The following is a 23990-nucleotide window of genomic DNA, read 5'->3' on the forward strand; positions in this document are numbered from 1 at the left end:
TTTTCGGCGCCGGAGGCTCTAAGATTAAAATCATGATCGCCAGCATCCGCAACGCAGCCCAAAATTCCGCATCCGCGTACCCGAGAGGGTGTGCAGGACGGGCTGTGCCTTGATGGCGGCATGACTTCCTGTGGACCCTCCCGAGGCGGGTGGGGTCCATGCTTCCGCTCTCCTCGCCAACCAATCCCGGAGAGCTTGATGAAAAGCGACACACCGAAAACCTTGCCCAGCCATTCCGACGGGATCACGCTTGTCGTGCCCCGTCCCGACTTTTTGCCCGCCTATGAGGCCGCGCTCGAGAAGGGCTGGTCCTCCGACACGATGCGGGATGTGAGCGGGGAGCAACTCGCAGCCCTGCGTGCCGACCCGGAAGAATTCCTCCATCGGCTCCTGGACCAGAGCGGCACGGTGACCCTGCACGACGGGCGTGTCGTCCCGCGTCTTCCGTTCCGTCTCTTCTGGCTTTGGGACGGCGATTTCTGCGGCAGCATCATGCTGCGCTTCCAACCGGGAACGGAGGAACTGCCGCCTCATTGCATCGGGCATATCGGCTATTCTGTCGTGCCCTGGAAACAGCGGCGCGGCTATGCGACGGCCGCATTGCGCCTCATCCTGCCGGTGGCGCGTGACGAAGGTTTGCGGAGCGTTGAGATCTCCTGCCGCGAAACGAACATTGCCTCGCGCAAAGTCATCGAAGCCAATGGCGGCGTGCTCGAGGCGACGATGCCTGCGGAAGACGCGCCCGGCGAGGTGCGTCTTGTCTATCGCGTGAGGGTATTCGAGAACGCGTAGCGTGTTGGCGGATGCGGGCAAGCAGGCCTCGGATCACGAGCCCGCATGGGGAGCGATGATGGCCGTCGTTGCTCTCCCTTCTGCAGGAGCAGGGCGCATTTCCTCCGTGCGGCGGAGGATGCGCCATGCGAGCAGGGCGAGTGCGATCAAGGTGAAGCCTGCGAGCGACAGAGGCATGTTGTCTATCTGAAGCTTCGCGTCGGTGCCATGCTCGGCTACGTACCCGAAGGACTGCGCCATGCCGAAGCCCCCCGCGAAGAGGCTCAGGCCGTAGATGATCGCGCGCTCCGCCTCGCGGCCCTGGCGGATCAGGTCCGGCAGGATGAGGGCAAGGCCGATGCCGAAGACCGGCATGTCGTAATCATAGGCATAGGGGCTGATCAGCAACGAGGCGATGGCGGTGAGGCCTAACGATTGCCGGAGCGGCAGGCCGCGATAGACCGACAAAACCACGAGGCCGAGCGCCAGAACGGCGACGAGGATCTGCGCGGCCATGGCCATCGAGGCGGGAAGCCCGAAAGTGTGCAGGGCCGCATAGGGCGAGATCATCCGGAAGAGCGGATACATGCCCTTTTCGAGAAAGATCTGCGCCTCTTTCGTGCCCTGCAAAAACGCGATCCAGACATCCGTTCCAAGCAGAAGCGCGGACAAAGCCGACATCGCAAGAACGGTCGCGGCGGCGATGCAAGCCGCAGCCCAGCGGCGGCTCGCCAGGGTGTAGAGCGCAAACGCGACGGCCAGATGCGGCTTGATGATCATGAGGCCGAGCGGAAGACCCGCCCACGCGGAACGCCGCTGAAAACCGAGGCAGGTAAGGCCGATCAGCGTACCGGTGAGAAAGCCGTTCTGGCCGCAGCCGATCACGACAGCCAATGTCGGCAGAAGCACGATCAGCAGAAGCGGAAAATGCTCGCTCTCGATCCGCTTCAGCGTGGCGAGATAAGCCGTGAAGGTGCCCCCGGTGAACAGCGCGTAGGCCAGCCCCAGCGGAAGAAAGGCGAGGGGAGCGATCAGCAGGTCGAAAGGCGGTGGATAGGTCCAGGGCATGAAGGATTGCGTGCCGCTCATCGCCTTCTGTACCTCGAACAGGGTGGCGAAGTGATAGGCATCCGCAACCTCGCCGCGCCAGATCATCTGCGCGACGATGTAGAACGCATCGAAATCCATCAGACGGCGCGGGCTGTTCCCCTGCAGCAGGTTCGAGAACCAGATCGTCTTGCTGATGAACAGCCCGACGAGCGCCAGGAGAAAGAGCCTGATGTAGCGGATGCCTTTCGGCGTCGATGACCGCGCGGCCTCGAAGGGTGAGATGATCATTCCGGGACGTCTGCTGTGGCGAAAGGCAAAAAAGTGAGGGGTATTGGCAACAATGCCAGTAAACACGCCGACCCGTGAAGCCTTCAACTCGACCACATGGCCTAGGCTGTCCCAACGCCGATCACTCCCGCTGATGCAGCGTCTTTCCGGCCTTGCGCTGCCGGCTCCAGTAATCCCGGTATTCCTCCATCTGCTCGCGCACCCCGTCCACGAAATCCTGGTGGCTCTCGAAATAGCAGGGCGGTCCGTAGCCGCCTTGGCACCGGCCCTCGCGACGGCAGCGATAGTTGCGGCAGGTGAGGGGAATTTGCAGCACATCGGCGAGACGGCGCAGGGTGTCGTTGCAATCGGGAAACGGAAAGAGAGGGGATGGGGCACGGCTCATGAAACGCTCCGGCGAATGTTCGTCTTGAAAATGAATTGTCGTTGGAAATCGCATGCGCCTTCGGGCTCCGGGCTGAAACAGCCCGAAGCCTGGAAGGAAAATCGAGGGTGGCGCGATGGGCAGCCCGGCTCGATGATATTTTGTGTGAGAGAGCAGGACTGCATCTCGCGCACGGTTCTTTTAGGCGTACATCGTGTCTTTCAACGATGGGCCTCCTGGACAGGCTTGCGAGACCTGCCGCAGGACCGCCCCCAACCCCACACATGCGACGCCTCGCGAGCGCGCCCCTCGTTGGGTCGGGACATCACGAGATATAGCCAAGGTTAGGAGGATTGTCAAGAACAAATGAGGAACAAGATTCACGCGACGTCATCCCGGACGGCGAAAGCCGAGCCGGGATCGTGAGCCGGATGAGGCGCTGGAATATCTCTCCCGGGCGGGAGAGGTCGGAGCGCAGCTCCGGGTGAGGCATGCCCTTTCCGGAAAGGACAATCCCTCACCCCTGCCCCTCTCCCACTCGGGAGAGGGGGATGGTTCCGCGCCATCCTCGTCACACGATCCCGGGTTCTGCTGCGCAGCCCCGGGATGACGGAAGGCTATGTGGCTTGCATCATCCATCACTGAGGCGGCAAGCATACGCTCGTTTCCGCAACGCTTACTTCACCGAGCCAGTGGTCTCCGTATGGCAGGCTGCGCTCTGCGAGCCGGGAGGGCAGCTGGCCTTGTTCTTGTTCATCGCTGTGTGATGACGAACCGCCTGATGCTTGGAGGCATGGTGCTTCGGCATCTTATGGGTCTGCGGCTGAGCTGCTTCGGAGGATGTGGGAGGATAAGCCTGAGCGGTTTGAGCCGCCTGAGCAGCCAGAGGCGCACCCAGAAGACAAGCCAGTGTCGAGGTAGCGATCAGGAATTTCTTCATCGGATCTCTCCATTTCATGACGGTACGCGTTTGTACCTGGGTTGGACGATACCGCTCGCGACTTAGGAGAGAATGAGGGCTCAAGCCTCCAGAACTGCCAATCGTGGCGGCAAAATGCATTCTTGAATCTCGAATGGGAGAAGCTCAGTTTTTCTGGAGCGAGGACATCCCACATGCGGGTTCTGCTGGTCGAAGACGATCCTTTAATCGGGCGCAGCCTGGTTCAGGCATTCGATGGAACCGGGATGGCGGTCGACTGGGCACGCACGGGCGACGATGCTCTCGAAGCTCTCGGTGCAAACCCTTATTCCATCGTTCTGCTCGATCTCGGCCTTCCCGACAAAGCGGGTCTCGATGTGCTCAAGGATATGCGGCGACGAAAGGATGCGACGCCGGTTCTGATCATCACAGCGCATGACGATATCGAAACCCGCATAGCGGGGCTCGATGGCGGCGCCGACGATTTCGTGGTGAAGCCTTTCGATGTGGACGAACTCGCCGCACGGATCAGGGCCGTCATCCGCCGACATGCGGGGCATGCCGCATCGGTGATCGAGACGTCCGAGATCGTGCTCGATCTCGCATGCCATGAGGCAACCTATAAGGGCATGACCCAGCTTCTGCCCGCGCGGGAATTCGCACTCATGCAGGCGCTTGTGCAACGGCCTGGCGCGATCCTGTCACGCAGTCAGTTGGAGGACGCGCTCTATGGCTGGGGCGAGGAAGTGGAGAGCAACGCGGTCGATGTGCTGATCCATTACATCCGCCGCAAGTTCGACAACGATATCATCCGCAATGTCCGAGGCGTCGGCTGGATGGTGGTCAAATGAAACAGCGTCATTCGCTTCGCCGCCAGCTCACCTTATGGTTCACGATCCTGCTGATCTCCTTCGGGCTTCTCGGCGGCGTGGGCGCTTACATCGTCGCGCAGCAAGATCCCGACAATTTCCTCGACAATCAGATGCGCGAAATTGCCGTGGATATCGTCGGCTCGGTTGATGATCTGGCGCAGATGCCTGCGCCGCCCTTGGATGAATCCGACATGATCGTCGTGCAGGCCTGGGATCCGGAGGGGCGCTTGCTCAAGTCATTTCCCCAAGACTTCGACTTGCCTCGTCAAAGAAGGACAGGGTTCTCGAATTTCGCGACGCCGAAAGGCAGTTGGCGCAGTTATACCTGGGTGCTCGATGACGGGACGGTGCAGGTTTCCCAACAGACGCGTGTGCGCCGGGAGCTCGCCCTGAAGGCCGCGCTGCCTGCGCTCATCACCACCTTCCTGCTCATCCCGATTTCATGGTTGCTGGTGCGATGGGTTGTCGGCCGTATTTTAAGTCCGGTGGATCTTCTGGCGCATCAGCTGCTTTCCCGAAGGCCGGATTCCACGCAGGTGCTTTCGTCGCCCGACATTCCTGGTGAGATCGCGCCTCTTGTGGCGGCAATGAACGAGGCGCTCTCCCGTGTCAGAGCCATGGTGGCGACGCAGAAGCAGTTCGTGTCCAACGCCGCGCATCAGCTGCGCACGCCCTTGACGGCTTTACGCATCCAGGTGCGCAATCTGCGCCATGCATCGCGCCACGCTGCTTCAGATGACATCCTAAACGAGATGGAAACCGGTATTCTGCGCATGTCCGGGCTGACCAGTCAGCTGCTGGCGCTCGCCCGCGCGGAAACGCTGCCGCCGAGCGAGGTTTCGCAAACTCTGCCGCTCGCGGATGCATTGCAGGAAGCGATTGCGGGCGTGATCGCGCTCGCGCAGAGTAAAGGCATCACGCTTTCCTTGACCGAGATGGCGCCCGGTTCAGTCAAAGCCGATCCGCATGACCTCGTGATGCTGCTGTCGAACCTTCTCGACAACGCGATCCGCTACACGCCGACGAATGGGCGCGTTGATCTCTCCTCTCATGTGAAAGGATCAACAGTGATCGTGGAGATTGCCGATACCGGACCGGGAATTCCTGACGATTTCATCGCTCGCGTATTCGATCCTTTCGTGCGCGCCGACAAGCAACAGGAGGGAACGGGCCTGGGGCTTTCGATCGTCAAGGCTCTCGCCTTGCGGATCGGCGCGAAGGTCACGCTCGACAACAGGGGCGGCGGCGGACTTGTGGCTCGTGTCGAGCTGCCAGTGATGGATGATTCCGGTTAAGGGAGCCGGGCGGTCGCCCCTCAGGGGGTGCGATATCGCCCGAAGTCTTAGCTTGGCCTGTGGATTATGGGCAAAGGCTTGCCTTTCCTCAGCCGTGGCGCACGCCTTAGTTTATTCAGCAGGTTTGGAGATTCACGCTTCGTGCGCTACCCGCCCCAGATTCTCGAGGAAATCCGCGCCCGGCTGCCGGTTTCGGCTGTCGTGGGCAAGCGTGTGCGCCTGAAGAAGGCGGGGCGGGAATGGAAGGGGCTGTCGCCCTTCAATGCGGAGAAGACGCCGTCCTTCTACGTGAACGACCAGAAGCAGTTCTATCATTGCTTCTCCTCCGGCAAGCACGGCGACATCTTCACCTTCGTCATGGAGACGGAAGGGCTGTCCTTCCCCGAGGCCGTCGAGCGGCTGGCGGCGGAGGCGGGCGTGCCTCTGCCCAAGCTCACGCCGGAGGATCGGGAGGAGGAGGTCAAGCGCAAGACGCTCTACGACGCCATGGAGCTTGCGGCGCAGTTCTTCGAGGCCTCGCTGCAGGGCCGCTTCGGCATGAAGGCGCGCGATTATCTCGCCGGTCGCCAGCTCAGCCCCGACACGCAGAAGCGTTTCCGCATCGGCTATGCGCCGCCGGAGCGCTTCGCCCTGCGCGATCATCTCGCCGAAAAGGGCATCTCCATCGAGATGATGGCGGAGGCGGGGCTTCTGATCTCGGGCGAGGATGTGAAGGTTCCCTATGACCGCTTCCGCGACCGGGTGATGTTTCCGATCTGCGACGTGCGCGGCCGGGTGATCGCCTTCGGCGGACGCGCCATGGCCGCCGATGTGCCCGCGAAATACCTGAACTCGCCGGATACGCCGCTCTTCAACAAGGGCCGGCTTCTCTACAATTACCACCACGCCCGCCAGCATGCGCACGAGAAGGGCACGGTGATCGCGGTCGAGGGCTATGTGGACGTGATTTCCTTGAGCGTCGCGGGCTTTGCCAATGCGGTCGCCCCGCTCGGAACGGCGCTCACCGAGGATCAGCTCGCGCTGCTCTGGCGCCTCTCGGAGGAGCCGATCCTGTGCTTCGACGGCGACAAGGCGGGCCAGCGCGCCGCCTATCGCGCCCTCGAGACGGCTTTGCCGAACCTGTCCGCCGGCAAGTCCCTGCGCTTTGCCATCCTGCCTGAGGGGCAGGACCCGGACGATCTCGCCCGCTCGGGCGGTCGCACCGCCATCGAGCGGGTGCTGGCCTCGGCCAAGCCCCTGGTCGACATCCTCTGGGCGCGGGAGACCGAGGCCGGGCCGCTGGATACCCCCGAGCGCCGGGCCGCCCTGGAGCGACGGCTTCGCGAATCACTTGCACTGATTCGCGACGAAACCCTCAAACGGTACTACCGGGAGGAGGTCGAAAGCCGCCTCGCGGGCCTGAGTCCCGATACCAGGGGGAATCGTTTCAACCGCCAAGGCGGGGGAGGGAGACGCGACTTTCGTGGACCTGCCCCAACGACACCGAGCGCCCGCCTGAGCGTCTCGCCGCTGCTCGCCCGCAGCCCGCTTTTCACGGGCGGAACGGCGGAGAGCCCCCGCGAGGCAATGATCCTCTGCGCCTTCCTGATCCACCCCGAGCTGATCCAGAAGCACGCGGAAACCCTTGCGGACCTTGAACTTGAGGGACGCGGTGCCCAAATGATGCGTTCTCTCCTCCTGGACAGCGCAGCGAGCGGCGAGCCCACCGACCAGACCGTGATGCAGGCCCGCCTGGAGCGGGCCGGGCTGACCCAGGCGGCGGAGAAGCTCACCGCCACGGTCCGTCCGGGGGACCATTGGATGCTCGATCCGCATGCGGACCCCTTGCGGCTTGAAGACGCATTGAGGCAAGCCATCACCTTGCATCGCCGCGCCCGCACGTTACATAGCGAACTTCGGGCCGCCGAGCGCGCGCTTGCCGAAGAGGACAACGAGGCCAATCTCGCCTGGCTGCGAGAGGTCCAAAACCAACTGTCCTCCGTCGACGGTGCCGAGGCCGATATGGACAAGAATGGGTCCGGTGGGGGAGCCGGCTTCTGATTAAGGCGGGATTAGCCCACACGGGCGGGAGATGGTTAACGGTTAGTCAATTGACTTGCTGTTTATTGGTCAGGAATTTCCGGGTGGCCGGGCCCAACAGCCTTGCTGCCCATTCGCGCATCATCGGTTCCGCTGGGGGCACCGACGGGGCGCTGGAGTAAGGCAAAGCATGGCGACGAAGGCGACCGAACGGGACGAAGGCGAGACGACGGCTCCGGAGCAAACGAGCGACGGGCCCCTGCTCGACCTGAGCGATGCCGCCGTTAAACGGATGATCAAGCTCGCGAAGAAGCGCGGGTATGTGACCTATGACGAGCTGAACGAGGTTCTGCCGCCGGAGGAGTTCTCCTCGGAGCAGATCGAGGACGTGCTCGGCCAGCTCTCCGAGATGGGCATCAACGTCGTCGAGTCGGAAGAGGCGGAAGAGGGCGAGAAGGCCGAGGCCGAGGATGATGAGGCCGAGGGCGGCGATCTCGTCGAGGCCTCGCAGACCCGCGCCGTCGCGGTTCGCGAAACCACGACCAAGGAGCCGACCGACCGCACGGACGATCCGGTGCGCATGTATCTGCGCGAGATGGGTTCCGTCGAGCTTCTGTCGCGTGAGGGCGAAATCGCCATCGCCAAGCGCATCGAGGCCGGCCGTGAGGCCATGATCGCAGGCCTCTGCGAAAGCCCGCTGACCTTCCAGGCCATCATCATCTGGCGCGACGAGCTCGTCGAAGGCCGGGTGCTTTTGCGCGACATCATCGATCTCGAAGCCACCTATGCCGGCCCGGACGGCAAGGGCGCGCCCAAGGTGGATGCGCTTTCCGACGAGAGCGAGGAAGAGACTGCCGCCGAGGGTGAAGAGGGCATGACCCCGCCCGAAGGCGACATGGACGACGACGACATGGAGAACAACGTGTCGCTCTCGGCCATGGAAGCCGAGCTGAAGCCGCGCGTTCTCGAAACCTTCGACTCCATCGCCGACAACTACAAGAAGCTGCGCCGCCTGCAGGTCGAGCATGTGGAACAGCGCATGCAGAACAAGCAGCTGACCCCGGCCCAGGAGCGCAAGTACCGCGAGCTGAAGTCGGACATCGTGGCGTCCGTGAAGTCGCTGTCGCTCAACAACAACCGCATCGAAGCGCTCGTCGAGCAGCTCTACGACATCAACAAGCGCCTCATCTCGCATGAGGGACGCCTGATGCGTCTGGCCGAGAGCCACGGCGTGGCGCGCGAGGAATTCCTCAAGCACTACCAGGGTTGGGAACTCGACCCGAAATGGGTGCTGCGCGTCTCCAAGCTCGGCGGCAAGGGCTGGAAGGACTTCGTCGCCAAGGCGAAGGACGGCATCCACGATCTGCGCGAGAACATCCACAATCTGGCGAGCGAGACGGGCCTGGAAATTCAGGAATTCCGCCGCATCGTCATGATGGTGCAGAAGGGCGAGCGCGAAGCGCGCCAGGCGAAGAAGGAAATGATCGAGGCGAACCTGCGTCTCGTGATCTCCATCGCCAAGAAGTACACGAACCGCGGCCTTCAGTTCCTGGACCTGATCCAGGAGGGCAATATCGGCCTCATGAAGGCGGTCGATAAGTTCGAGTATCGCCGCGGCTACAAGTTCTCGACCTACGCCACGTGGTGGATCCGTCAGGCGATCACGCGCTCCATCGCGGATCAGGCCCGCACGATCCGTATTCCGGTGCACATGATCGAGACGATCAACAAGATCGTCCGCACCTCGCGCCAGATGCTGCACGAGATCGGCCGCGAGCCGACCCCGGAAGAGCTGGCCGAGAAGCTCGCCATGCCGCTGGAAAAGGTGCGCAAGGTTCTCAAGATCGCGAAGGAGCCGATCTCGCTCGAAACGCCCATCGGCGACGAGGAGGATTCACACCTCGGCGACTTCATCGAGGACAAGAACGCGATCCTGCCCATCGATGCCGCGATTCAATCGAACCTGCGCGAGACCACGACCCGCGTTCTCGCTTCGCTCACGCCGCGCGAAGAGCGCGTGCTGCGCATGCGCTTCGGCATCGGCATGAACACCGACCACACCCTCGAAGAGGTCGGCCAGCAATTCTCGGTCACCCGCGAGCGTATCCGCCAGATCGAGGCGAAGGCCCTGCGCAAGCTGAAGCACCCGTCACGGTCGCGGAAGCTCAGAAGCTTCCTCGACAACTAAGCGAATTCAAAAGGCGGGCATCAAGCCCGCCTTTTTCTTACCTTCTGCCTGCTTTGTGGGAAAGGCGATGATAGATAAGCTGACTGAACTGCAGGTCGGAGTCTTACAAGAAGCATCTGTCTTTGGTGATAGCTTCAAGACAATAAAAACAGTTGCGATCTTTGGTAGTGTTGCTCGCGGCCAAGAGAATGCCGATAGTGATATAGATATTGCTTTCGAATGGCTTCCCATTGATGAGATTGTGCAGGACGACTTACTCGCAGACTTTCAGAGTGCGCAAGCAGAGTTAGACGCGTGGAAATCGCGTCTTGAAGGGCGGTTCAAAAGACCTGTTTCATTGCATCTTAGTCACCCGCATCCACTGATGAATGATGCAGCAGAGAAGGTTATTTTGGAAGCTATAAAGAACTCACAAATAAGGATCGGCAAAGCCGTCTTAGCACCAACATCATCAGTAAAGTTAACCTAAGAGTGCGAAAGCCACGGCGCCCGCCGCGATGGCGGCGGCACTTGCGCCCGAGACGATCAATCCGGCCTGTGTTCCGCCGAGGCTGAATGTCATTCCTGCTTTCACCACCGTGTTCACCGCGACGGCGATGGCGATGCCGAGAGCTGCCGTGTGGATTGCGATGCCGTTGCTGTTGGCAAGCCGCGCGAGCGAGAGCGTGATGGCGTCCACGTCGGCAATGCCGGAGAGCGCCGCGAGAATGGTGATACCGACTTCGCCTGCGTAGGAACTGATGATTTTCGCCAGCAGGCTGATCACCGCGATCAGCGCCGCAAGCTTCAGCGCAGTGCCGAGTTCGAACGGGCTCTTCATGGTCAGTTGTGGATGTTCCTTGCTTCCCCTGCCATGGGTGAAGAAGAGCACGCCTGCTGTCACGATCATGACCAATCCCGCAGCACCCAGAGGCCATGCCAGCGGCAGAAGAAGCGCGTTGTTCAAAGCGCTCGCGACGATCAGGACGCGAACGACCATCACCGATCCGGACAGAAGAATGCCGCCCGCAAGAAGGGGACTTGCGGCAGGATGCTCGCGCGCCATGCGCGCCAAGGTCACCGTGGTCGCCGTCGATGACGCGAGGCCGCCCGCCATCGCGGCCAGTGCGACGCCCGCCTGGCTGCCCATGATCTTTACGGCGATGTAACCGGCGAAGGAGATGCCTGCGATGATGATGGCAAGCAGCCAGATTTCCGATGGATTGACAGAATCCCAGGGGTCGATGGTCCTGTCCGGGAGAAGGGGCAGTGCCAGGAACGCCATGGCGAGAAGAATGAGCGCGGACCGGATCTCGACCCAGGTCAGTTGCCGTACCCATTGGTGGAGCGGCCGCTTGAGCGCCAAAATCAAAGTGATGACGACACCCGCGGCGATTGCGATCTGGAGATTCCCGAGAACGGCATAGGCCCCAAGCGAGAAGGTGAGGAGCCCGGCAACGACGCCTGTCACGCTGAAGTCGCGCTCGGCCTTTGCCTCCATCCAGGAGAAAGCGCCGAATGCCAGGGCAAAACCGAGGAAGGAAAAAGCCAGGAAGACGGCGCCCGTATGGGTTGTCAGAACGGCGGACAACGCGCCGAGCAGTGCGCTGAGCGTATAGGTCCGCAGGCCGGCGGTACGCTCTCCCTCCGCCTCGTCGCGCTGCCGCCAGCCCCTCTCCAGGCCGATCAGCAATCCGATGGCAAGGGCGACGACGAGGCGAAACAGCAGAGATGTGTCGTTCATGCGATCACGTGTTCCCGTCGGACAATCATAGGATTATTTTAGCACGCCCAAGCTTCGGATGACAGTTCGCCCTTTAAACGCGGCCACTGCGTCTTTGCATGAGCCTCAGGCCCCATACCTGTGCTTTACTCTCCTGCGCGCATGATGCGCTCACGCCCGCTCCAAGGTTTGCCTCCAAGGTCTACTTATGATCATCAGCCTGACCATCATCCTTCTTTGCCAGCTTCTGGGCGAGGTTATCGTCCGCTGGTTCGGATGGCTCGTGCCCGGCCCCGTTCTGGGCATGCTCTTCCTGCTCGTTTTTCTGAGTCTGCGCGATCGCATCAAGAAGCGGGTGCCGGAATTCGGCAGGGCGCTCGACGCGACGGGCAAGGGTTTGCTCGCGCATCTTTCGCTCCTGTTCATTCCTGCGAGCGTGGGCGTGATTCAGCGGCTCGATGTTCTGGCGGAATATGGTGTCGGGCTCGTGGTGGCGCTCGTCGTCTCGACCTTCATCACGCTGGTGGTGACGGTGGTAACCTTCGTCGTGGTGTCGCGACTGAGCGGTTCGTCCATGGAAGCGACGGACGATGCCGGGGCAGGGGAGAGGTCATGAGCGATCAGGCTTTTTCGTTATGGGTGTATCTGTCTCAGACGCCGCTGCTCTGGCTCGTCGTGACGCTTGGCGCTTACATCATCGCTGACAGGATCTCACAGGCCTTCAGGCGGCATCCTTTATTCAATCCGGTGTTGATGTCCGTGGTGACGGTCGCGCTCGTGCTCTGGCTGACCGGCACGTCGTACCCGGTCTATTTCGAGGGCGCGAAATTCGTACACTTCCTGCTGGGACCCGCGACCGTCGCGCTCGCCATCCCGCTTTATGAAAACCGCCGCATCGTGATGCGTGCCATCTTGCCTATGGTGATTGCGCTGATCGTGGGTTCCGTCACGGCCATCGTCTCGGCGGTGGCCGTTGCGCAGTTGTTCGACATGCCGAAATCGATCCTCATCTCGATAGCCCCCAAGTCGGTGACCGCTCCCGTGGGCATGGGCATTGCGGAAACGCTGGGCGGCGATCCCGCGCTCACCGCCATTCTGATCATGCTGACGGGCGTTGCCGGTTCCGTCATGGTGACGCCGCTCATGAATGCGCTGCGGATGAAGGATTGGCGCGCACGCGGCTTCGCCGTAGGCCTCGCCTCTCACGGCATCGGCACGGCGCGGGCCTTTCAGGTGCATTCGCTCGCGGGCACTTTCGCCGGCATCGCCATGGGACTGAACGCGCTCGTCACCGCGCTGCTGCTGCCGCTGGTTTTGGCGCTGATGCTCGATTAGTCTTTGCTCGAAGACCTGTTCCAGGGATGAAGCCATGACCGATACCGCAGTGAAATCGAAGCGTGATGGAAAGGACCCGGTGCTTCTTTCAGGCGGCAACCCGCAGATCGCGAAGGGCTACGGGGATGAGCCCGTGCAGGCCTATATCGCCGCCATGCCGGGCTGGAAGAGCGAACTCGGGCGCCGCCTCGATGCGATCATCGCGCGCGCCGTTCCCGGCGTGAGCAAGGCAGTCAAATGGAACTCGCCGTTCTATGGAGTTGAGGAGGGAAACTGGTTTCTCAGTTTTCATTGCTTCACGAAATACGTGAAGGTCGCCTTCTTTCGCGGCGCGTCGCTGAAGCCCGTTCCACCGGGACAATCCAAGCAAAAGGACGTGCGCTATCTCGACATTCGCGAGAACGATGCGTTCAACGAGAAACAATTCGAGGATTGGGTCAAGCAGGCGAGCCGATTGCCCGGCGAGCGCATGTGATCAAAGGCTTCCTGTCGCCTCTTCCTGCTTCGGCAGCAGGGCGGGGATGATGGCATCCGCCACGAGAGCGTGAAGCTGGCCGATGTAATTGTCCTCCCGTGATGGCTCCGTCGAGTCGGAGGTCATGACCACGGTCATGTTGAGACTTGGCGCCACATAGATCATCTGCCCGCCGAAGCCCCAGGCGTAATAGACCTGATGGCCGCGCATCTCGCGGATGAACCAGCCATAGCCGTAGCCGTCGCCCGTGAAGGGAGAGCTCGTGCGCTGTTCCCACGATTCCTTCACCCAGTTTTCCGGCAGCACGCGCTTGCCGTCGATCATACCGCCCTGGCGATACATCTCACCGAAGCGCAGGAGCGCGCGGGGCGACAGGGCCATCTCGTTGCCGCCGAGAAAGATGCCCTGCGGATCGCGCGTCCATGGCGGCACTTGAATCTCGAGCGGCTCGCCGAGCCAGTCGCGTGCAAGCTCCAATGTGCTGCGCTTCGAGGCACGCGTCAGGGCCGCCGAGAGAAGGTGCGTGCTGCCGGTGGAATAGAGCATGCGCCCGCCGGGCTCATCCACGAAATCGCGGGTCAGAACATACCGAATCCAATTTCCGCTGCTCACCCATGAGCCGTAATTGCGTCCGGAGGTGCGCTCCAGTCCCGCGCGCATGGAGAGGAGATGACCGATGGTGATTTGCTTCACGCGCTCATCCGCATCGGATGGAATGTTCGACGCCAGAATCTCCGCAACCGGCTGATCGACGCCCTTGAAGACGCCCTGCTCGATGGCGATGCCGACAAGCGCGGAGATGATCGTCTTGGATGCGGACTTGATGTTGGTGGGCCGCTCCAGGCTCGCGCCCTTGAAAGCCCGCTCCGACACCACGCGGCCCTGATGGGAGACGATCAGGCTACGAAGGTTTTCGAGTTCGCCCGCACGCTCGACCGCCGCTTCCATTCCAGTGGAGATTTGTGGAGACTGAGCCGACAGGCTCAAGGGCCAAGCTGATGCAATCAGCAATGCGGCCAATCGGACGAGGGATGATTTCAGCATAGGTGCCACGTGCCAGGTGTTCAGTGTCGATTCCCCGACGACAAAGCACCTAAATACGGCAGCGTTCCCGCCTCACCAGCCGATACACGGCATTGTGAGGCGGGTGATTGCTTAGAACAGGAAGTCGGCCGAGCTGATGAGGGCCTTCTTCATGTTCAGCAGGATGATCGTCTGGCCGTTTCCCTTGATGATCACGTCATCGGCATAGCCATCAGTGTCACCGTGGCCCTGCTTGATCGACAGGGCTGCAAAGCTCAAGGAGTTGCCGCGCAGATCGATGCGGTCGATCTTGTCCTGGAAGCCGACAATCTTGTCCCCACCCCATGAACCGACGAAGCGGAACGTGTCGGCGTCGGCCCCTCCATAGAGGATGTCGTTGCCGGCGCCGCCGTCGAGCACATCCTTGCCGGCTTCGCCATAGAGCACATCGTTTCCGGTGCCGCCCTTCAGCACGTCGTTTCCGGCGCGGCCATAGAGCTTGTCGTTGCCGCTGAGGCCGTTCATCGAATCAACACCCGCCGTTCCATACAAGGTGTTGGAGAGCGTCGTGCCGTTAATGATCTTGACAATGGCCGGATCGATGAGATCGAGCTTCACGTTGCTGGTGCCGATCGTCACCTGCTTCGTCGTCGAGACAAGGCCGCTCTTGGAGAAGGTGACCTTATAGGTGCCTGCCGACAGGGCCAGGTTGTATCCGCCCGCGCTCAGGGATGTGGTGGTGTAGCGTGCGCCGGTGGAACTCACGGCCGTAATCGTCACGCCGCTCAAGGCCTCGCCGACATCGTAGAAACGGTCGCCGTCCTTGTCGTCCATGGTGACGCCCGTGAGGAAGATCTTCGAGCCGGAGCGCGCGAAATTCTGAGTGACGAAAGCTCCATCCCAGCCCTGATAAGCGCCGACATTGAAGCCGATGCCGATCTCGCGGAACGTCCCGTTGAGGATGTTGGCCTTGTGGCCCGGGCTGTTCATGAGATTGGTGTGCAGGAGCTTGACTTCGTCCTGATAGCCGGACGGGGCGCGGGTGCTCGCCCAGGCGATGTTCTCGGCGGAGGACCAAAGGCCGCTGAAGGTGTAGCCCGCGCTCTTCATGCGGATGGTGGGAGTCGAGCCGTTCACGCCCGTATGGGAGAACTTGTCCGTCGCGAGCATCCAGTTGGTGTGGGCATCGGCGGAGCTGTTGAGATAGGTGTTGAAAGCGAGAGGTTGAGCGCCGACTTTGGCCCGCGCAGCATTCACCAATTCGAGCATGAGCTGCTCGTAAGCCGTGGCCTGTGCCATGGAATATGCCCCTTCTTGTCGTTGTTCTCGGGAGCGGTTGGCCCGCTCTTCCTTAATGAAAAACTTGGCTAAGCCCCAATTGAGATGAACTTGTGGCAGCTAGGCCGTAAGACCGGGGTTCGAGGATGCTCGCGAGAGGCAGGCCTGTCGTCGAGAATCTGTTGGATGAAAGTTCGATGGGCAAGAAGCTGGATTGAAGAGGCGGCTCCTATAGTTATGATCGCTCTTCCCTCGCACGACCTTGCCGACAGCAGGAGCCATCATGTCCGAACGCGTGATCAAGGACGACCAGCCGCGCATTCATTTCGATTGCAACAAATGCCCGGCCTTCTGCTGCTCCATCTATGAGCGCGTGGTCGTCACGAAGCGCGACATCACGCGGCTGGCGAAGCATTTCGGCGTTTCCTTCGAGGAGGCGCGCGAGCGCTACACGGCGCCTTTCGAGAACGAGCGCGTGCTGAAGCGGGTGAAGGACAAGATCTTCGAGAAGACCTGCATGTTCCTCGACCAGAAGACGCGCGGCTGCTCGATCTATCACGGCCGCCCGGCGGTCTGCCGTTCCTATCCCGGCCGGTCGCGCTGCGCCTATTACGACGTGCTTCGCTTCGAGCGCTCGTCCCAAGGCGACGAGAGCGTCATTCCGCTCATCAAGATCACCTTCCACGAGGTGGAGGAGGAGATCGAGGAATATGCGGACGGGCCGGAGCGGGTCTATGAATGGGACGAGAAAAAGAAGCGCTGAGGCGAGCCCGATGCCGGGACAGCAACCCTGCCTTGCAGGATCGGCTGGGGGTGCGGGGCTGAAATCTGGTATATAGCCAACTTGGAAACGCCTTTTCAGGGCCGGGCGGAGCTTGGCCTTAAAACATAAGAACGATCATGGACTCCAAGTCTCCGGCCTTTAAGTCGCCTGCCTTTGCCGCCACGCCCGCTCCGCTTGCCGCCGAGAGGGTCGCGATTCCGATCCTGATCGCCATCAGCGTCTCGCATCTCCTCAACGATCTCATCCAGTCCCTGCTTCCGGCGATCTACCCGATCCTGAAAGAGAACTTCCATCTCGATTTCGGCCAGATCGGCTTCCTGACGCTCACCTTCCAGCTTACGGCCTCGCTGCTGCAGCCGCTGGTCGGCATCTATACGGACAAGAAGCCTCAGCCCTTCTCGCTGGTCGTCGGCATGGGCTTCACGCTCACCGGCCTGCTCACGCTCTCCCGCGCGGATTCCTATCCGCTGCTGCTGCTCGGTGCGGCCCTGGTGGGCATGGGCTCTTCCGTGTTCCATCCGGAATCATCTCGCGTGGCCCGCATGGCCTCGGGCGGGCAGCATGGCCTCGCGCAATCGGTGTTCCAGGTGGGCGGCAATGCGGGCTCGGCGCTCGGGCCGCTGCTTGCGGCTTTCATCGTCGTGCCCTTCGGCCAGACGAGCATCGCCTGGTTCTCCGTCGTGGCGCTTCTCGCCATGATCATCCTGTCCCAGGTGGGGCGCTGGTATCGCGCGAAGCTCGCGGAACTCAAGGCCAAGCCGCGCGCGGCCGTGAGAACGTCGAGCCTGTCGAAGAAGCGCATCGGCGTGTCGATCACGATTCTCATGCTGCTCGTATTCTCGAAGAACTTCTATACGGCGAGCCTCTCCAGCTATTTCACCTTCTACCTGATGTCCAAGTTTCAGGTGTCGGTGCAGGAATCGCAAGTTTATCTCTTCGCCTTCCTTGGCGCGGTGGCTGCGGGCACGGTGATCGGCGGTCCCATCGGCGACCGCATCGGGCGGCGCTACGTGATCTGGATCTCGATCCTCGGCGTTCTGCCTTTCACGCTGATGCTGCCCTTTGCCAACCTGTTCTGGACGGCCGTGCTCAGCATCATCATCGGCCTGGTTCTGGCCTCTGCCTTCTCGGCCATTCTCGTCTATGCGACGGAGCTCGTGCCCGGACGCGTCGGCATGATCGCAGGCCTGTTCTTCGGCCTGTCCTTCGGCATGGGCGGCCTCGGCGCTGCGGTGCTCGGGCATCTTGCGGATATATGGGGCATCGAGACGGTCTATAAGATCGTCTCGTTCCTGCCCGCCATCGGCCTGCTTACCTATTTCCTGCCGAAGATCGAGAAGGCGCGGGCTTGATCCCGATAGCCTCACCCTGAGGAGATCGCATAGCGATCGTCTCGAAGGGCGAGGCGTCTCCAGCGTGTACTGAAGCCTCCTTCGAGACGCAGCCTGCGGCTGCTCCTCAGGATGAGGAAAGCGCTTAGAGAGCTGGCGCGGCCTGAGCTGAATGCTGTGGCGATTCCGGGATCTGCGCTGCCATGCGCCGCTCGTGCTCGAGCAGCCATTGCTTGCGCCAGATCTTGCCGCCATAGCCGGTGAGCGCGCCGTCGGCGCCGATCACGCGATGGCAGGGCACGATGATCGCGATTTGATTGGCGCCATTCGCCCGCGCCACGGCGCGTGGCGCATCGGGACGTCCGATGGAGCGCGCGATCTCGCCATAGCTGCGCGTGCTGCCGGTCGGTATCTGCCGGAGAGCGTCCCAGACAGTAACCTCGAAAGCGCTTCCCCGCTGCGCGACAGGAATGTCGAAGGCGGGTGACTTGCCGGAGAAGTAGCGTTCGAGTTGGCGCGCGAGTTCATCGAGCATCGGGTGGTTGCCGAAAGAGATCGCGCCGACGCGACTACGCAGGCGCTTGATCTCGGTCGGCAGAGCTGCGCGCTCCGCGAATTCGAGGAGATGAACGCCCCTGTCGTCCACGATGGCGAGCATCGCGCCTATGGGCGTGTCGAGCCATTGCGCGGTGAGGATTGGCTGACCCGCCGTGCGCGCGGGCGCATCGCCCACGAGCCTTGTGATCGCATCGCGAAAGCCACTTCCGGATTCGTATCCGGCGTCGAGCTGAGCATCCATCACGGAGCCTCCCTGCTGCAGGCGATTGACGGCGATGCCGAGACGTTGTGAGCGCGCATATTGCGTGAAGGTCACGCCATATTCACGCTGGAAGGCGCGGCGGACGGTGGAGGGATCGTAGCCGAGGCTCCTGAGGTCTTCCGCGCTCCATCGCCGCTCCGGCTCGGCCTTGATCTTCTCGCGCAGGGTTTCGAGAGCCCCGCTCACGGGGCGCTGCCGGTCGAGGGGCTTGCAGCGCAGGCAAGGGCGAAAGCCTGCTCCCTGTGCGTCGTCGCAATGGCCGAAAAACACCACGTTCTCCCGCTTCGGCTTGCGGGCCACGCAGGTGAGGCGGCAGAAGATGCCGGTGGTCTTCACGCCCACATAGGCGAAACCCTCATAGGAAGGATCGCGGGCGATCAGGGCTGCATAGAGTGTATCGTCGTCGCGGAGCATGGCTTCCTTGTAGCCGATCTCGCGAGGCCGCGCCGCCGGAAAAGAGGCGTTGATTTTTGGGGAGGCTAGGGAGCCGAGGCCACGTCCACGCTCAGGCGCATCTCCGGGTGAATGCCGCAGATGATGTCGTAATGGCCCGGCTTATCGAAGCCGAGGGTCACCGTATCGCCCGGGTTCTGCCCATCCGAGTTGAAGTTCATCTCCGCGCTGTCCACGCGAACATTATGCGTGCGCGTATCGTCGTTGAGGATGCGCAGGGCCTCGCCGACCTTGAGCAGGATGGCGCTGGGTGAGAAGCGGCGGTCCTTCTGGCTCGCCGTCGTCGCGGCAACCGCCTGCGCGGGTGCGCCGAAAGCCATAATCTTCGGCGGCAGGCTCGCGGGGCGCGGCGGGTCGTCGCTCGAAAGCGTGCTGAGAAAGGCGACGAGCTGTGCGCGCTCCTTCTCCGAAAGGTCGATCACCTGCGGCAGATCGGCGGAGAGGGTGGGGCGCTTCACAACACCCTTCGCATAATGATCCACCACATCCTCGAATGTTGCGAGCGAACCGTCATGCATGTAGGGCGCGCTCCACACGCGCTCGCGTAGGCTCGGCGTCTTGAAGGCGTGATCGGCGGCCTTCATGTTGAGCACCGGTCCGCGTCCCTTGTCGGTGCTCGGTAATCCGATGTCGTGAAAGGCCTCGTCCGTGAAGCGCCAGCCCTGATGGCAGGCGACGCATCCGCCCTTGCCCATGAAAAGCGAGAGGCCTGCAAGCTCATCCGCTTCGAGCACCGCGTCGTCGCCTTTCACCCATCGGTCGAAGCGCGTTTCGGGCGAGACCAATGTGCGCTCGAAAGCGGCAAGCGCCTTCAGGAGATTGTCGCGCGTGATGGACGGGTCTTCGGGAAAGGCTTTCGCAAAGGATGCCCGCATCTGCGGATCGGAAGCGAGCGCTTCGAGGGCGCGCTTGAGGTCGCCGCCCATCTCGCGCTGATGCTCAATGGGTCCCAATGCCTGCGACTCCAGGCTCGCCGCGCGCCCGTCCCAGAAGAAGGAGAGGCCCCAGGCCATGTTCCATAAGGGAGGCGTGCGCCGGTCGAGAGGTTGATCGTCGAGGCCGGGGTGACGGTCGATGCCGTCGGAGAAGGACAGCTCCGCCTGATGACAGCTGGAGCAGGAGACATTGCCTGCGCCGGACAAACGCGTGTCTTCGAACAAGGCCGCGCCCAGTTTCACCTTCTCGGGCGTCGTGGGGTTGTCGGCGGGTGCGGGCGTGTGATCAGGACGCGCGAAAGCCTTGCGCCAATGCTCGATATCGGGGATAGCGGATTTCTCCGCCGCTCCCCCGGCGAGTGTGGCGATCACCAGAACGGGCAGAACCCGCTTCAGGATGAGCAGGCGATCGCGCGTCATCGCATCAACGGAAGTTTCCGAGCTGCAGTTCGAACTTCGCGACGGTGCTGAGGAAGTCGCTTGCGTCCTTCACCGGCTGCTTCGGCGGGGTCACCGCGGGGAAGATCGCCTTCAACTCGTCGAGGCTCGCTTTCAGGGCCTTCGCCGCATCGGCGTTCTTGCCGCTTGCATCCTGCATCACCGTGCCGACGAGGCGATCTGCCTCGAACACGAAGCCGCGCGCATCCTGGTATTCCACCACGTTCGCGATGCGGTTCTTCTCGATGGCCTCGGCATATTCGTCGGCGGCCTGCTGCAGCACTTCGAGAGCGGTCTCGAGCGTGAAGTAGGTGCCGTTCGCTTCCTTCGCGCGCACCGCGGTCTCTGCGGCAGCGAGACGCTCGTCGAGGGCCGCGCGGGCGCGGGTGTAAGCGTCCTTGTTCTTCGCCTTCAGCGTCTGCGAGAGCGACTTCAGGGCGGCCTGGAACGGAGCGATGTTGAAGGCCTTCAGGTCGTTGCGCAGGCTGGCATAAATCTCTTCTTCAGGATGCAGGAAGTGGGGCAGAGCATCGGCCCAGCGGCCGGCCTCGATCAGCTCGTTGCCGACGATCAGATGGCCACGGATCATCTCGATGCCGCGATAGAGATGGAGCTGCGGAGCCAGGTTCTCACCGGCAGCGCCGCCTTCGTCGCCTTCGCCACCGGCCGCCGGCGCGGCGCCATGGCCCTGATGCGCCTGAGCGAGCTTGAGAAGCTGCTGATCTGCCTTTGTCTCGACCGTGGTCTGAGGATAGCTCGGCACGGTTGCAGCCTGCGAGGCTACCGGAGCCGCGACCAGGACGGCGGTGCTCAAGCCCGCCCAAATCTTACGCTTTTTCATCGTTTCCCTTCCCGGCAGATCCAGGCCACCGGCGACTAGTTTAGAAAGACTAAAAACTGCTAGTCTTTACAAGTACTTAGCTACATCTTATGGAGATCGGGCGCAAGTCTGAAGGCTCCCGACAATGCTCATCACCATCGCGGACGTCCTGCCTCCGAACGAAATCGAAGAGATCCGCACCATGCTCGCCGCCATGCGCTTCGAGGATGGACGCGCGACGGCGGGCTGGAGCGCTAGGCTCGTGAAGGACAACGAGCAGGCGCGCGAGGGTGCGGCCCTCAGTCTCCTGCGCGAACGGGTGACGAACGCCATTCAATCGAACGAGGTGTTCAATCTCGCAGCGCGCCCCAAAGCGCTGACGCCGCTGCTTTTCAGCCGCTATACGGAAGGCAAGCATTACGGCTCTCACGTGGACAATCCGCTCATGCATGGCCTGCGCACGGATGTGTCCTTCACGCTCTTCCTTGCCGATCCCGCAACATATGACGGCGGCGAGCTCGTCATCGAGTCGATGTCGGGCGAGGAGGAGATCAAGCTGCCGGCGGGCCATCTGGTGGCTTACGATTCCACCAGTCTTCATCGCGTCGCGCCGGTCACGCGCGGCGAGCGGCTCGTCGCTGTCGGCTGGGCGCAAAGCTATGTGCGCGACAGCGCCAAGCGCGAATTGCTGTTTGATCTCGAAACCGCGCGGCGCAATCTCTTCGCGCAATCGGGCAAGACGCCGGAATTCGACCTGCTCGCGAAATCCAGCGCCAATCTGTTCCGAATGTGGGCCGAAGTTTAGCGCGGTCTATTGCCAGGCGCAGTTGAAGCTGATGCTGATGCGCTCGGAATCCGCTTCGTTCAGCGGCACTTCGTGGCGCAGCCAGCTTTCCCAGAGCAGCACCGTGCCGGGCGCGGGCTTCATGTAGGCGAACTGGCGGTTCTCCTGCTTCGCCTTCGGCTTGCGCGGCGGAGCAGCCATCATGAAGCCGAGACGCGGGTCTTCGAGCTTGAGCGCGCTCGCGCCTTCAGGAATGGTCACGTAATAGGTGCCGCTGATCACCGAATGCGGGTGGATGTGCGAGGTGTGGATGCCGCCGGGCGGCAGGATGTTGATCCACAGGCTGTCGACTACGAGCTTGCGGCCCTGAAGGTCGTATTCCAGCTCCTTGGCGAAGGCCGCCACGTGCTTGTCGATCTCCTTCAAGAGGTCGCCGAAGACCGGCACGCGCCAGGGCAGGTCGTTGAGGGAAGCGTAGGAGGTGTAGCCGGGATAGCCGTTCTTGGCGCACCAGCGCTGGCCGGCCTCGTCGTCCTCGGCGATGGAGAGGCAGGCGGCCTCAAGCTCGGCATTGCGCCGCTCGGCCTTCGCGCCGGTCAGTTCGGCGCGATAGACTTTGGTGACGAAAAGGGTATCGATGCTTGGCATGTCTCGGCTCTATAGCGTCCTGGGGCTCGGTCAAAATGATTGCCCTTTTGAGGCGCATAGCATCTTTTCTCGAATGATGCCTCCCCGCTCCTTGAAGGAAGCATGGGGACAACACACCTTGGCCGTATGATGTCATCCTCCTCCCTGGCAGCCCTTCCTGACGACCTGCTGTCCTTGGCCCGCAGCCTTGATTCGGAAACCCTTCCGAGGGTCATCGCCCTGCGCGACTGGCTCGTGACCACAGCGGCCAGGACCGAGGATGCGAACGAAGTTCTGACGGGCTTCCTCAACCGTCTGATCGATCTGGGCCTTCCCCTTGACCGGGCCGTTTCCGCCATCGAGGCGCTGCATTCCGAATATGCGGGGATCGGACGGTTCTGGACCCGGGAGGAGGGCACCGTCGTCCGCTACCTGCCCCATGGGGACAGGCGCGAGGCGATTTACCAGAAGAGCCCCTTCGCCCATGTGAGCCGCACCGGCGAGTGGCTGCTGCTCGATCTCGCCGACACGCCCGACGATCTCTTCCCGATCATTCCGGAATTGAAGCAGGCGGGCTATCGCCATTACCTCACCATTCCTGTCAACTTCACCAATGGCGCGGAGAACGCCATCTCGCTCGCGACGCGTTCGTCTGACGGTTTCAGCCGGGAGCATCTCACGATCCTGCGGCTCGTCATTCCGTCCTTCGCCCTCGTCACGGAACTGCGCGCCACCAGCAACCGGCTCGACGAGGTGCTGCGCATCTATGTGGGCGACGATCCGCACAAGGCTATTCTCTCCGGCGCCATTCAGCGCGGGCAGGTGACGCGCATCCGTTCGGCGATCCTGTTCGCCGACATGCGCGAATACACGCGTATCTCATCCACCTTGAGTCCCGAGAACGCAGTGGAACTGCTGAACAACTATTTCGACTGTCTCGTTCCTCCTATCGAGGAGGAGGGCGGCGAGGTGCTGAAATATCTGGGCGACGGTTTGCTCGCCATCATGCGCGACCGCGGCGACGATACCGGCGGCGCGGCACAGGCCGCATTGACGGCTGCCACCAACGCGCTGCGACGCGTCGAGACCGCCAACAACGAAGGACGCTTTCCCGTGCCCATCCGCGTGGGTTTTGCCTTGCATCACGGCGATGCGGCCTACGGCAATGTGGGATCGGGGCAGCGTCTCGATTTCACGGTGATCGGGCGCGACGTGAATCTGGCGAGCCGCATTGCCGATCTCAACAAGCGTCTCTCGGAGCCGCTGCTCATGTCAAAGCCTTTCGTGGAGCATTTGTGGGGCAACCCGCATCCGCTTGGCGTGCACGAGGTGGAAGGCTTCGAGGAAGAGATCGAGGTCTATCGTCCCTGACGGACCGCGGATCCTGCCAAACCCCATCCGCCGGCAATCCCGCCGCAT

The 23990-nt window shown here is 62.1% G+C and carries 23 protein-coding genes; 13 read left to right on the forward strand and 10 right to left on the reverse strand.

Features of this window, described 5'->3' with window-relative positions; translation table 11 throughout:
- The first annotated feature begins 198 nt into the window (after positions 1-198).
- Positions 199-792, forward strand: coding sequence for a GNAT family N-acetyltransferase (locus MJ639_RS10380; RefSeq protein WP_243371357.1), 594 nt, complete (start codon positions 199-201; stop codon positions 790-792).
- A gap of 33 nt (positions 793-825) precedes the next feature.
- Here the strand turns inward: MJ639_RS10380 and MJ639_RS10385 are convergent, their stop codons facing one another.
- From MJ639_RS10385 to MJ639_RS10395, 3 genes are all read right to left on the reverse strand, one after another.
- A complete protein-coding gene (locus MJ639_RS10385; RefSeq protein ID WP_243371359.1) occupies positions 826-2109 on the reverse strand; it encodes a glycosyltransferase family 87 protein in 1284 nt (427 codons plus the stop codon).
- A 121-nt stretch (positions 2110-2230) separates the two neighbouring features.
- Positions 2231-2494 carry a hypothetical protein gene (locus tag MJ639_RS10390; RefSeq protein WP_243371362.1) on the reverse strand — a complete coding sequence of 88 codons (264 nt, stop codon included), beginning with the start codon at positions 2492-2494 and terminating at the stop codon, positions 2231-2233.
- Positions 2495-3149: 655 nt separating this feature from the next.
- Entirely contained in the window at positions 3150-3413 is a 264-nt protein-coding gene (locus MJ639_RS10395; protein WP_243371364.1) for a hypothetical protein, read from the reverse strand.
- Between the two features lie 173 nt (positions 3414-3586).
- On the opposite strand from MJ639_RS10395, the gene MJ639_RS10400 reads away from it, so the two are divergent.
- The 5 genes from MJ639_RS10400 (at position 3587) to MJ639_RS10420 (ending at position 10235) form a co-directional block, all read left to right on the forward strand.
- Positions 3587-4243 carry a response regulator transcription factor gene (locus tag MJ639_RS10400; protein WP_243371371.1) on the forward strand — a complete coding sequence of 219 codons (657 nt, stop codon included), beginning with the start codon at positions 3587-3589 and terminating at the stop codon, positions 4241-4243.
- On the forward strand, positions 4240-5559 hold the full coding sequence (locus MJ639_RS10405; RefSeq protein WP_243371380.1) for an ATP-binding protein: 1320 nt from the start codon (positions 4240-4242) through the stop codon (positions 5557-5559). Before MJ639_RS10400 ends, MJ639_RS10405 begins: the two co-directional genes overlap by 4 nt.
- A gap of 141 nt (positions 5560-5700) precedes the next feature.
- Positions 5701-7599 (forward strand): DNA primase, encoded by a 1899-nt coding sequence (dnaG, locus tag MJ639_RS10410; protein WP_243371382.1) that lies wholly within the window; start codon positions 5701-5703, stop codon positions 7597-7599.
- 169 nt (positions 7600-7768) lie between these two features.
- Positions 7769-9766: an RNA polymerase sigma factor RpoD gene (gene rpoD / locus MJ639_RS10415; protein WP_243371384.1), complete on the forward strand. Its 1998-nt coding sequence runs from the start codon at positions 7769-7771 to the stop codon at positions 9764-9766.
- 67 nt (positions 9767-9833) lie between these two features.
- A complete protein-coding gene (locus tag MJ639_RS10420) occupies positions 9834-10235 on the forward strand; it encodes a nucleotidyltransferase family protein (protein ID WP_243371386.1) in 402 nt (133 codons plus the stop codon).
- Here the strand turns inward: MJ639_RS10420 and MJ639_RS10425 are convergent.
- Positions 10227-11489 (reverse strand): MgtC/SapB family protein, encoded by a 1263-nt coding sequence (locus tag MJ639_RS10425; protein ID WP_243371388.1) that lies wholly within the window; start codon positions 11487-11489, stop codon positions 10227-10229. The two genes, MJ639_RS10420 and MJ639_RS10425, sit on opposite strands and share 9 nt — an antisense overlap.
- Before the next feature lie 187 nt (positions 11490-11676).
- Here MJ639_RS10425 and MJ639_RS10430 point away from each other — a divergent pair, with 187 nt between their 5' ends.
- Genes MJ639_RS10430 through MJ639_RS10440 form a run of 3 tightly spaced genes read left to right on the forward strand, consistent with a single transcriptional unit; the run spans position 11677 to position 13278 of the window.
- Complete coding sequence (locus tag MJ639_RS10430; protein ID WP_243371390.1) at positions 11677-12084, forward strand: CidA/LrgA family protein; 408 nt, start codon at positions 11677-11679, stop codon at positions 12082-12084.
- A complete protein-coding gene (locus MJ639_RS10435; RefSeq protein ID WP_243371392.1) occupies positions 12081-12803 on the forward strand; it encodes an LrgB family protein in 723 nt (240 codons plus the stop codon). Before MJ639_RS10430 ends, MJ639_RS10435 begins: the two co-directional genes overlap by 4 nt.
- 34 nt (positions 12804-12837) lie before the next feature.
- Positions 12838-13278, forward strand: coding sequence for a DUF1801 domain-containing protein (locus MJ639_RS10440; RefSeq protein WP_243371394.1), 441 nt, complete (start codon positions 12838-12840; stop codon positions 13276-13278).
- Here the strand turns inward: MJ639_RS10440 and MJ639_RS10445 are convergent, their stop codons facing one another.
- Both MJ639_RS10445 and MJ639_RS10450 read right to left on the reverse strand, forming a co-directional pair.
- The gene (locus MJ639_RS10445) at positions 13279-14322 is read right to left on the reverse strand and encodes a serine hydrolase domain-containing protein (protein ID WP_243371396.1); all 1044 of its coding nucleotides are present in this window, start codon (positions 14320-14322) and stop codon (positions 13279-13281) included. It abuts the gene before it with no gap.
- A 111-nt stretch (positions 14323-14433) separates the two neighbouring features.
- Positions 14434-15600 (reverse strand): CAP domain-containing protein, encoded by a 1167-nt coding sequence (locus MJ639_RS10450; RefSeq protein ID WP_243371398.1) that lies wholly within the window; start codon positions 15598-15600, stop codon positions 14434-14436.
- A gap of 262 nt (positions 15601-15862) precedes the next feature.
- On the opposite strand from MJ639_RS10450, the gene MJ639_RS10455 reads away from it, so the two are divergent.
- On the forward strand, positions 15863-16342 hold the full coding sequence (locus MJ639_RS10455; protein WP_243371400.1) for a YkgJ family cysteine cluster protein: 480 nt from the start codon (positions 15863-15865) through the stop codon (positions 16340-16342).
- 137 nt (positions 16343-16479) lie between these two features.
- Entirely contained in the window at positions 16480-17715 is a 1236-nt protein-coding gene (locus tag MJ639_RS10460; protein ID WP_243371402.1) for an MFS transporter, read from the forward strand.
- A gap of 124 nt (positions 17716-17839) precedes the next feature.
- On the opposite strand, the gene MJ639_RS10465 is transcribed toward MJ639_RS10460, so the two are convergent.
- The 3 genes from MJ639_RS10465 to MJ639_RS10475 form a co-directional block, all read right to left on the reverse strand.
- Positions 17840-18928: a bifunctional transcriptional activator/DNA repair enzyme AdaA gene (locus MJ639_RS10465; RefSeq protein ID WP_243371404.1), complete on the reverse strand. Its 1089-nt coding sequence runs from the start codon at positions 18926-18928 to the stop codon at positions 17840-17842.
- 65 nt (positions 18929-18993) lie between these two features.
- Positions 18994-20322 carry a cytochrome c peroxidase gene (locus MJ639_RS10470; RefSeq protein WP_243371413.1) on the reverse strand — a complete coding sequence of 443 codons (1329 nt, stop codon included), beginning with the start codon at positions 20320-20322 and terminating at the stop codon, positions 18994-18996.
- A 4-nt stretch (positions 20323-20326) separates the two neighbouring features.
- Positions 20327-21181 (reverse strand): hypothetical protein, encoded by an 855-nt coding sequence (locus MJ639_RS10475; RefSeq protein ID WP_243371415.1) that lies wholly within the window; start codon positions 21179-21181, stop codon positions 20327-20329.
- A 124-nt stretch (positions 21182-21305) separates the two neighbouring features.
- Here MJ639_RS10475 and MJ639_RS10480 point away from each other — a divergent pair, with 124 nt between their 5' ends.
- On the forward strand, positions 21306-21965 hold the full coding sequence (locus MJ639_RS10480; RefSeq protein WP_243371417.1) for a Fe2+-dependent dioxygenase: 660 nt from the start codon (positions 21306-21308) through the stop codon (positions 21963-21965).
- Between the two features lie 6 nt (positions 21966-21971).
- On the opposite strand, the gene MJ639_RS10485 is transcribed toward MJ639_RS10480, so the two are convergent.
- On the reverse strand, positions 21972-22592 hold the full coding sequence (locus MJ639_RS10485; RefSeq protein WP_243371419.1) for a TIGR02466 family protein: 621 nt from the start codon (positions 22590-22592) through the stop codon (positions 21972-21974).
- Positions 22593-22721: 129 nt separating this feature from the next.
- Here MJ639_RS10485 and MJ639_RS10490 point away from each other — a divergent pair, with 129 nt between their 5' ends.
- On the forward strand, positions 22722-23942 hold the full coding sequence (locus MJ639_RS10490) for an adenylate/guanylate cyclase domain-containing protein (RefSeq protein WP_423790786.1): 1221 nt from the start codon (positions 22722-22724) through the stop codon (positions 23940-23942).
- Positions 23943-23990 lie beyond the last annotated feature (48 nt).

The sequence above is a fragment of the Microvirga solisilvae genome, assembly GCF_022808595.1.
GTDB classification, from domain to species: Bacteria; Pseudomonadota; Alphaproteobacteria; order Rhizobiales; family Beijerinckiaceae; genus Microvirga; species Microvirga solisilvae.

Excerpts from the sequence above, each read along its gene's own strand:
- MJ639_RS10380 (WP_243371357.1), top strand. The coding sequence starts at position 199 with ATGAAAAGCGACACACCGAAAACCTTGCCCAGCCATTCCGACGGGATC.
- MJ639_RS10450 (WP_243371398.1), bottom strand. The coding sequence starts at position 15,600 with ATGGCACAGGCCACGGCTTACGAGCAGCTCATGCTCGAATTGGTGAAT.
- MJ639_RS10490 (WP_423790786.1), top strand. The coding sequence starts at position 22,722 with ATGTCATCCTCCTCCCTGGCAGCCCTTCCTGACGACCTGCTGTCCTTG.
- MJ639_RS10385 (WP_243371359.1), bottom strand. The coding sequence starts at position 2,109 with ATGATCATCTCACCCTTCGAGGCCGCGCGGTCATCGACGCCGAAAGGC.
- MJ639_RS10470 (WP_243371413.1), bottom strand. The coding sequence starts at position 20,322 with ATGACGCGCGATCGCCTGCTCATCCTGAAGCGGGTTCTGCCCGTTCTG.
- MJ639_RS10390 (WP_243371362.1), bottom strand. The coding sequence starts at position 2,494 with ATGAGCCGTGCCCCATCCCCTCTCTTTCCGTTTCCCGATTGCAACGAC.
- MJ639_RS10460 (WP_243371402.1), top strand. The coding sequence starts at position 16,480 with ATGGACTCCAAGTCTCCGGCCTTTAAGTCGCCTGCCTTTGCCGCCACG.
- MJ639_RS10465 (WP_243371404.1), bottom strand. The coding sequence starts at position 18,928 with ATGCTCCGCGACGACGATACACTCTATGCAGCCCTGATCGCCCGCGAT.
- rpoD (WP_243371384.1), top strand. The coding sequence starts at position 7,769 with ATGGCGACGAAGGCGACCGAACGGGACGAAGGCGAGACGACGGCTCCG.
- MJ639_RS10475 (WP_243371415.1), bottom strand. The coding sequence starts at position 21,181 with ATGAAAAAGCGTAAGATTTGGGCGGGCTTGAGCACCGCCGTCCTGGTC.
- MJ639_RS10485 (WP_243371419.1), bottom strand. The coding sequence starts at position 22,592 with ATGCCAAGCATCGATACCCTTTTCGTCACCAAAGTCTATCGCGCCGAA.
- MJ639_RS10400 (WP_243371371.1), top strand. The coding sequence starts at position 3,587 with ATGCGGGTTCTGCTGGTCGAAGACGATCCTTTAATCGGGCGCAGCCTG.
- MJ639_RS10455 (WP_243371400.1), top strand. The coding sequence starts at position 15,863 with ATGTCCGAACGCGTGATCAAGGACGACCAGCCGCGCATTCATTTCGAT.
- MJ639_RS10445 (WP_243371396.1), bottom strand. The coding sequence starts at position 14,322 with ATGCTGAAATCATCCCTCGTCCGATTGGCCGCATTGCTGATTGCATCA.
- MJ639_RS10435 (WP_243371392.1), top strand. The coding sequence starts at position 12,081 with ATGAGCGATCAGGCTTTTTCGTTATGGGTGTATCTGTCTCAGACGCCG.
- MJ639_RS10420 (WP_243371386.1), top strand. The coding sequence starts at position 9,834 with ATGATAGATAAGCTGACTGAACTGCAGGTCGGAGTCTTACAAGAAGCA.
- MJ639_RS10430 (WP_243371390.1), top strand. The coding sequence starts at position 11,677 with ATGATCATCAGCCTGACCATCATCCTTCTTTGCCAGCTTCTGGGCGAG.
- MJ639_RS10480 (WP_243371417.1), top strand. The coding sequence starts at position 21,306 with ATGCTCATCACCATCGCGGACGTCCTGCCTCCGAACGAAATCGAAGAG.
- MJ639_RS10440 (WP_243371394.1), top strand. The coding sequence starts at position 12,838 with ATGACCGATACCGCAGTGAAATCGAAGCGTGATGGAAAGGACCCGGTG.
- MJ639_RS10425 (WP_243371388.1), bottom strand. The coding sequence starts at position 11,489 with ATGAACGACACATCTCTGCTGTTTCGCCTCGTCGTCGCCCTTGCCATC.
- MJ639_RS10395 (WP_243371364.1), bottom strand. The coding sequence starts at position 3,413 with ATGAAGAAATTCCTGATCGCTACCTCGACACTGGCTTGTCTTCTGGGT.
- MJ639_RS10405 (WP_243371380.1), top strand. The coding sequence starts at position 4,240 with ATGAAACAGCGTCATTCGCTTCGCCGCCAGCTCACCTTATGGTTCACG.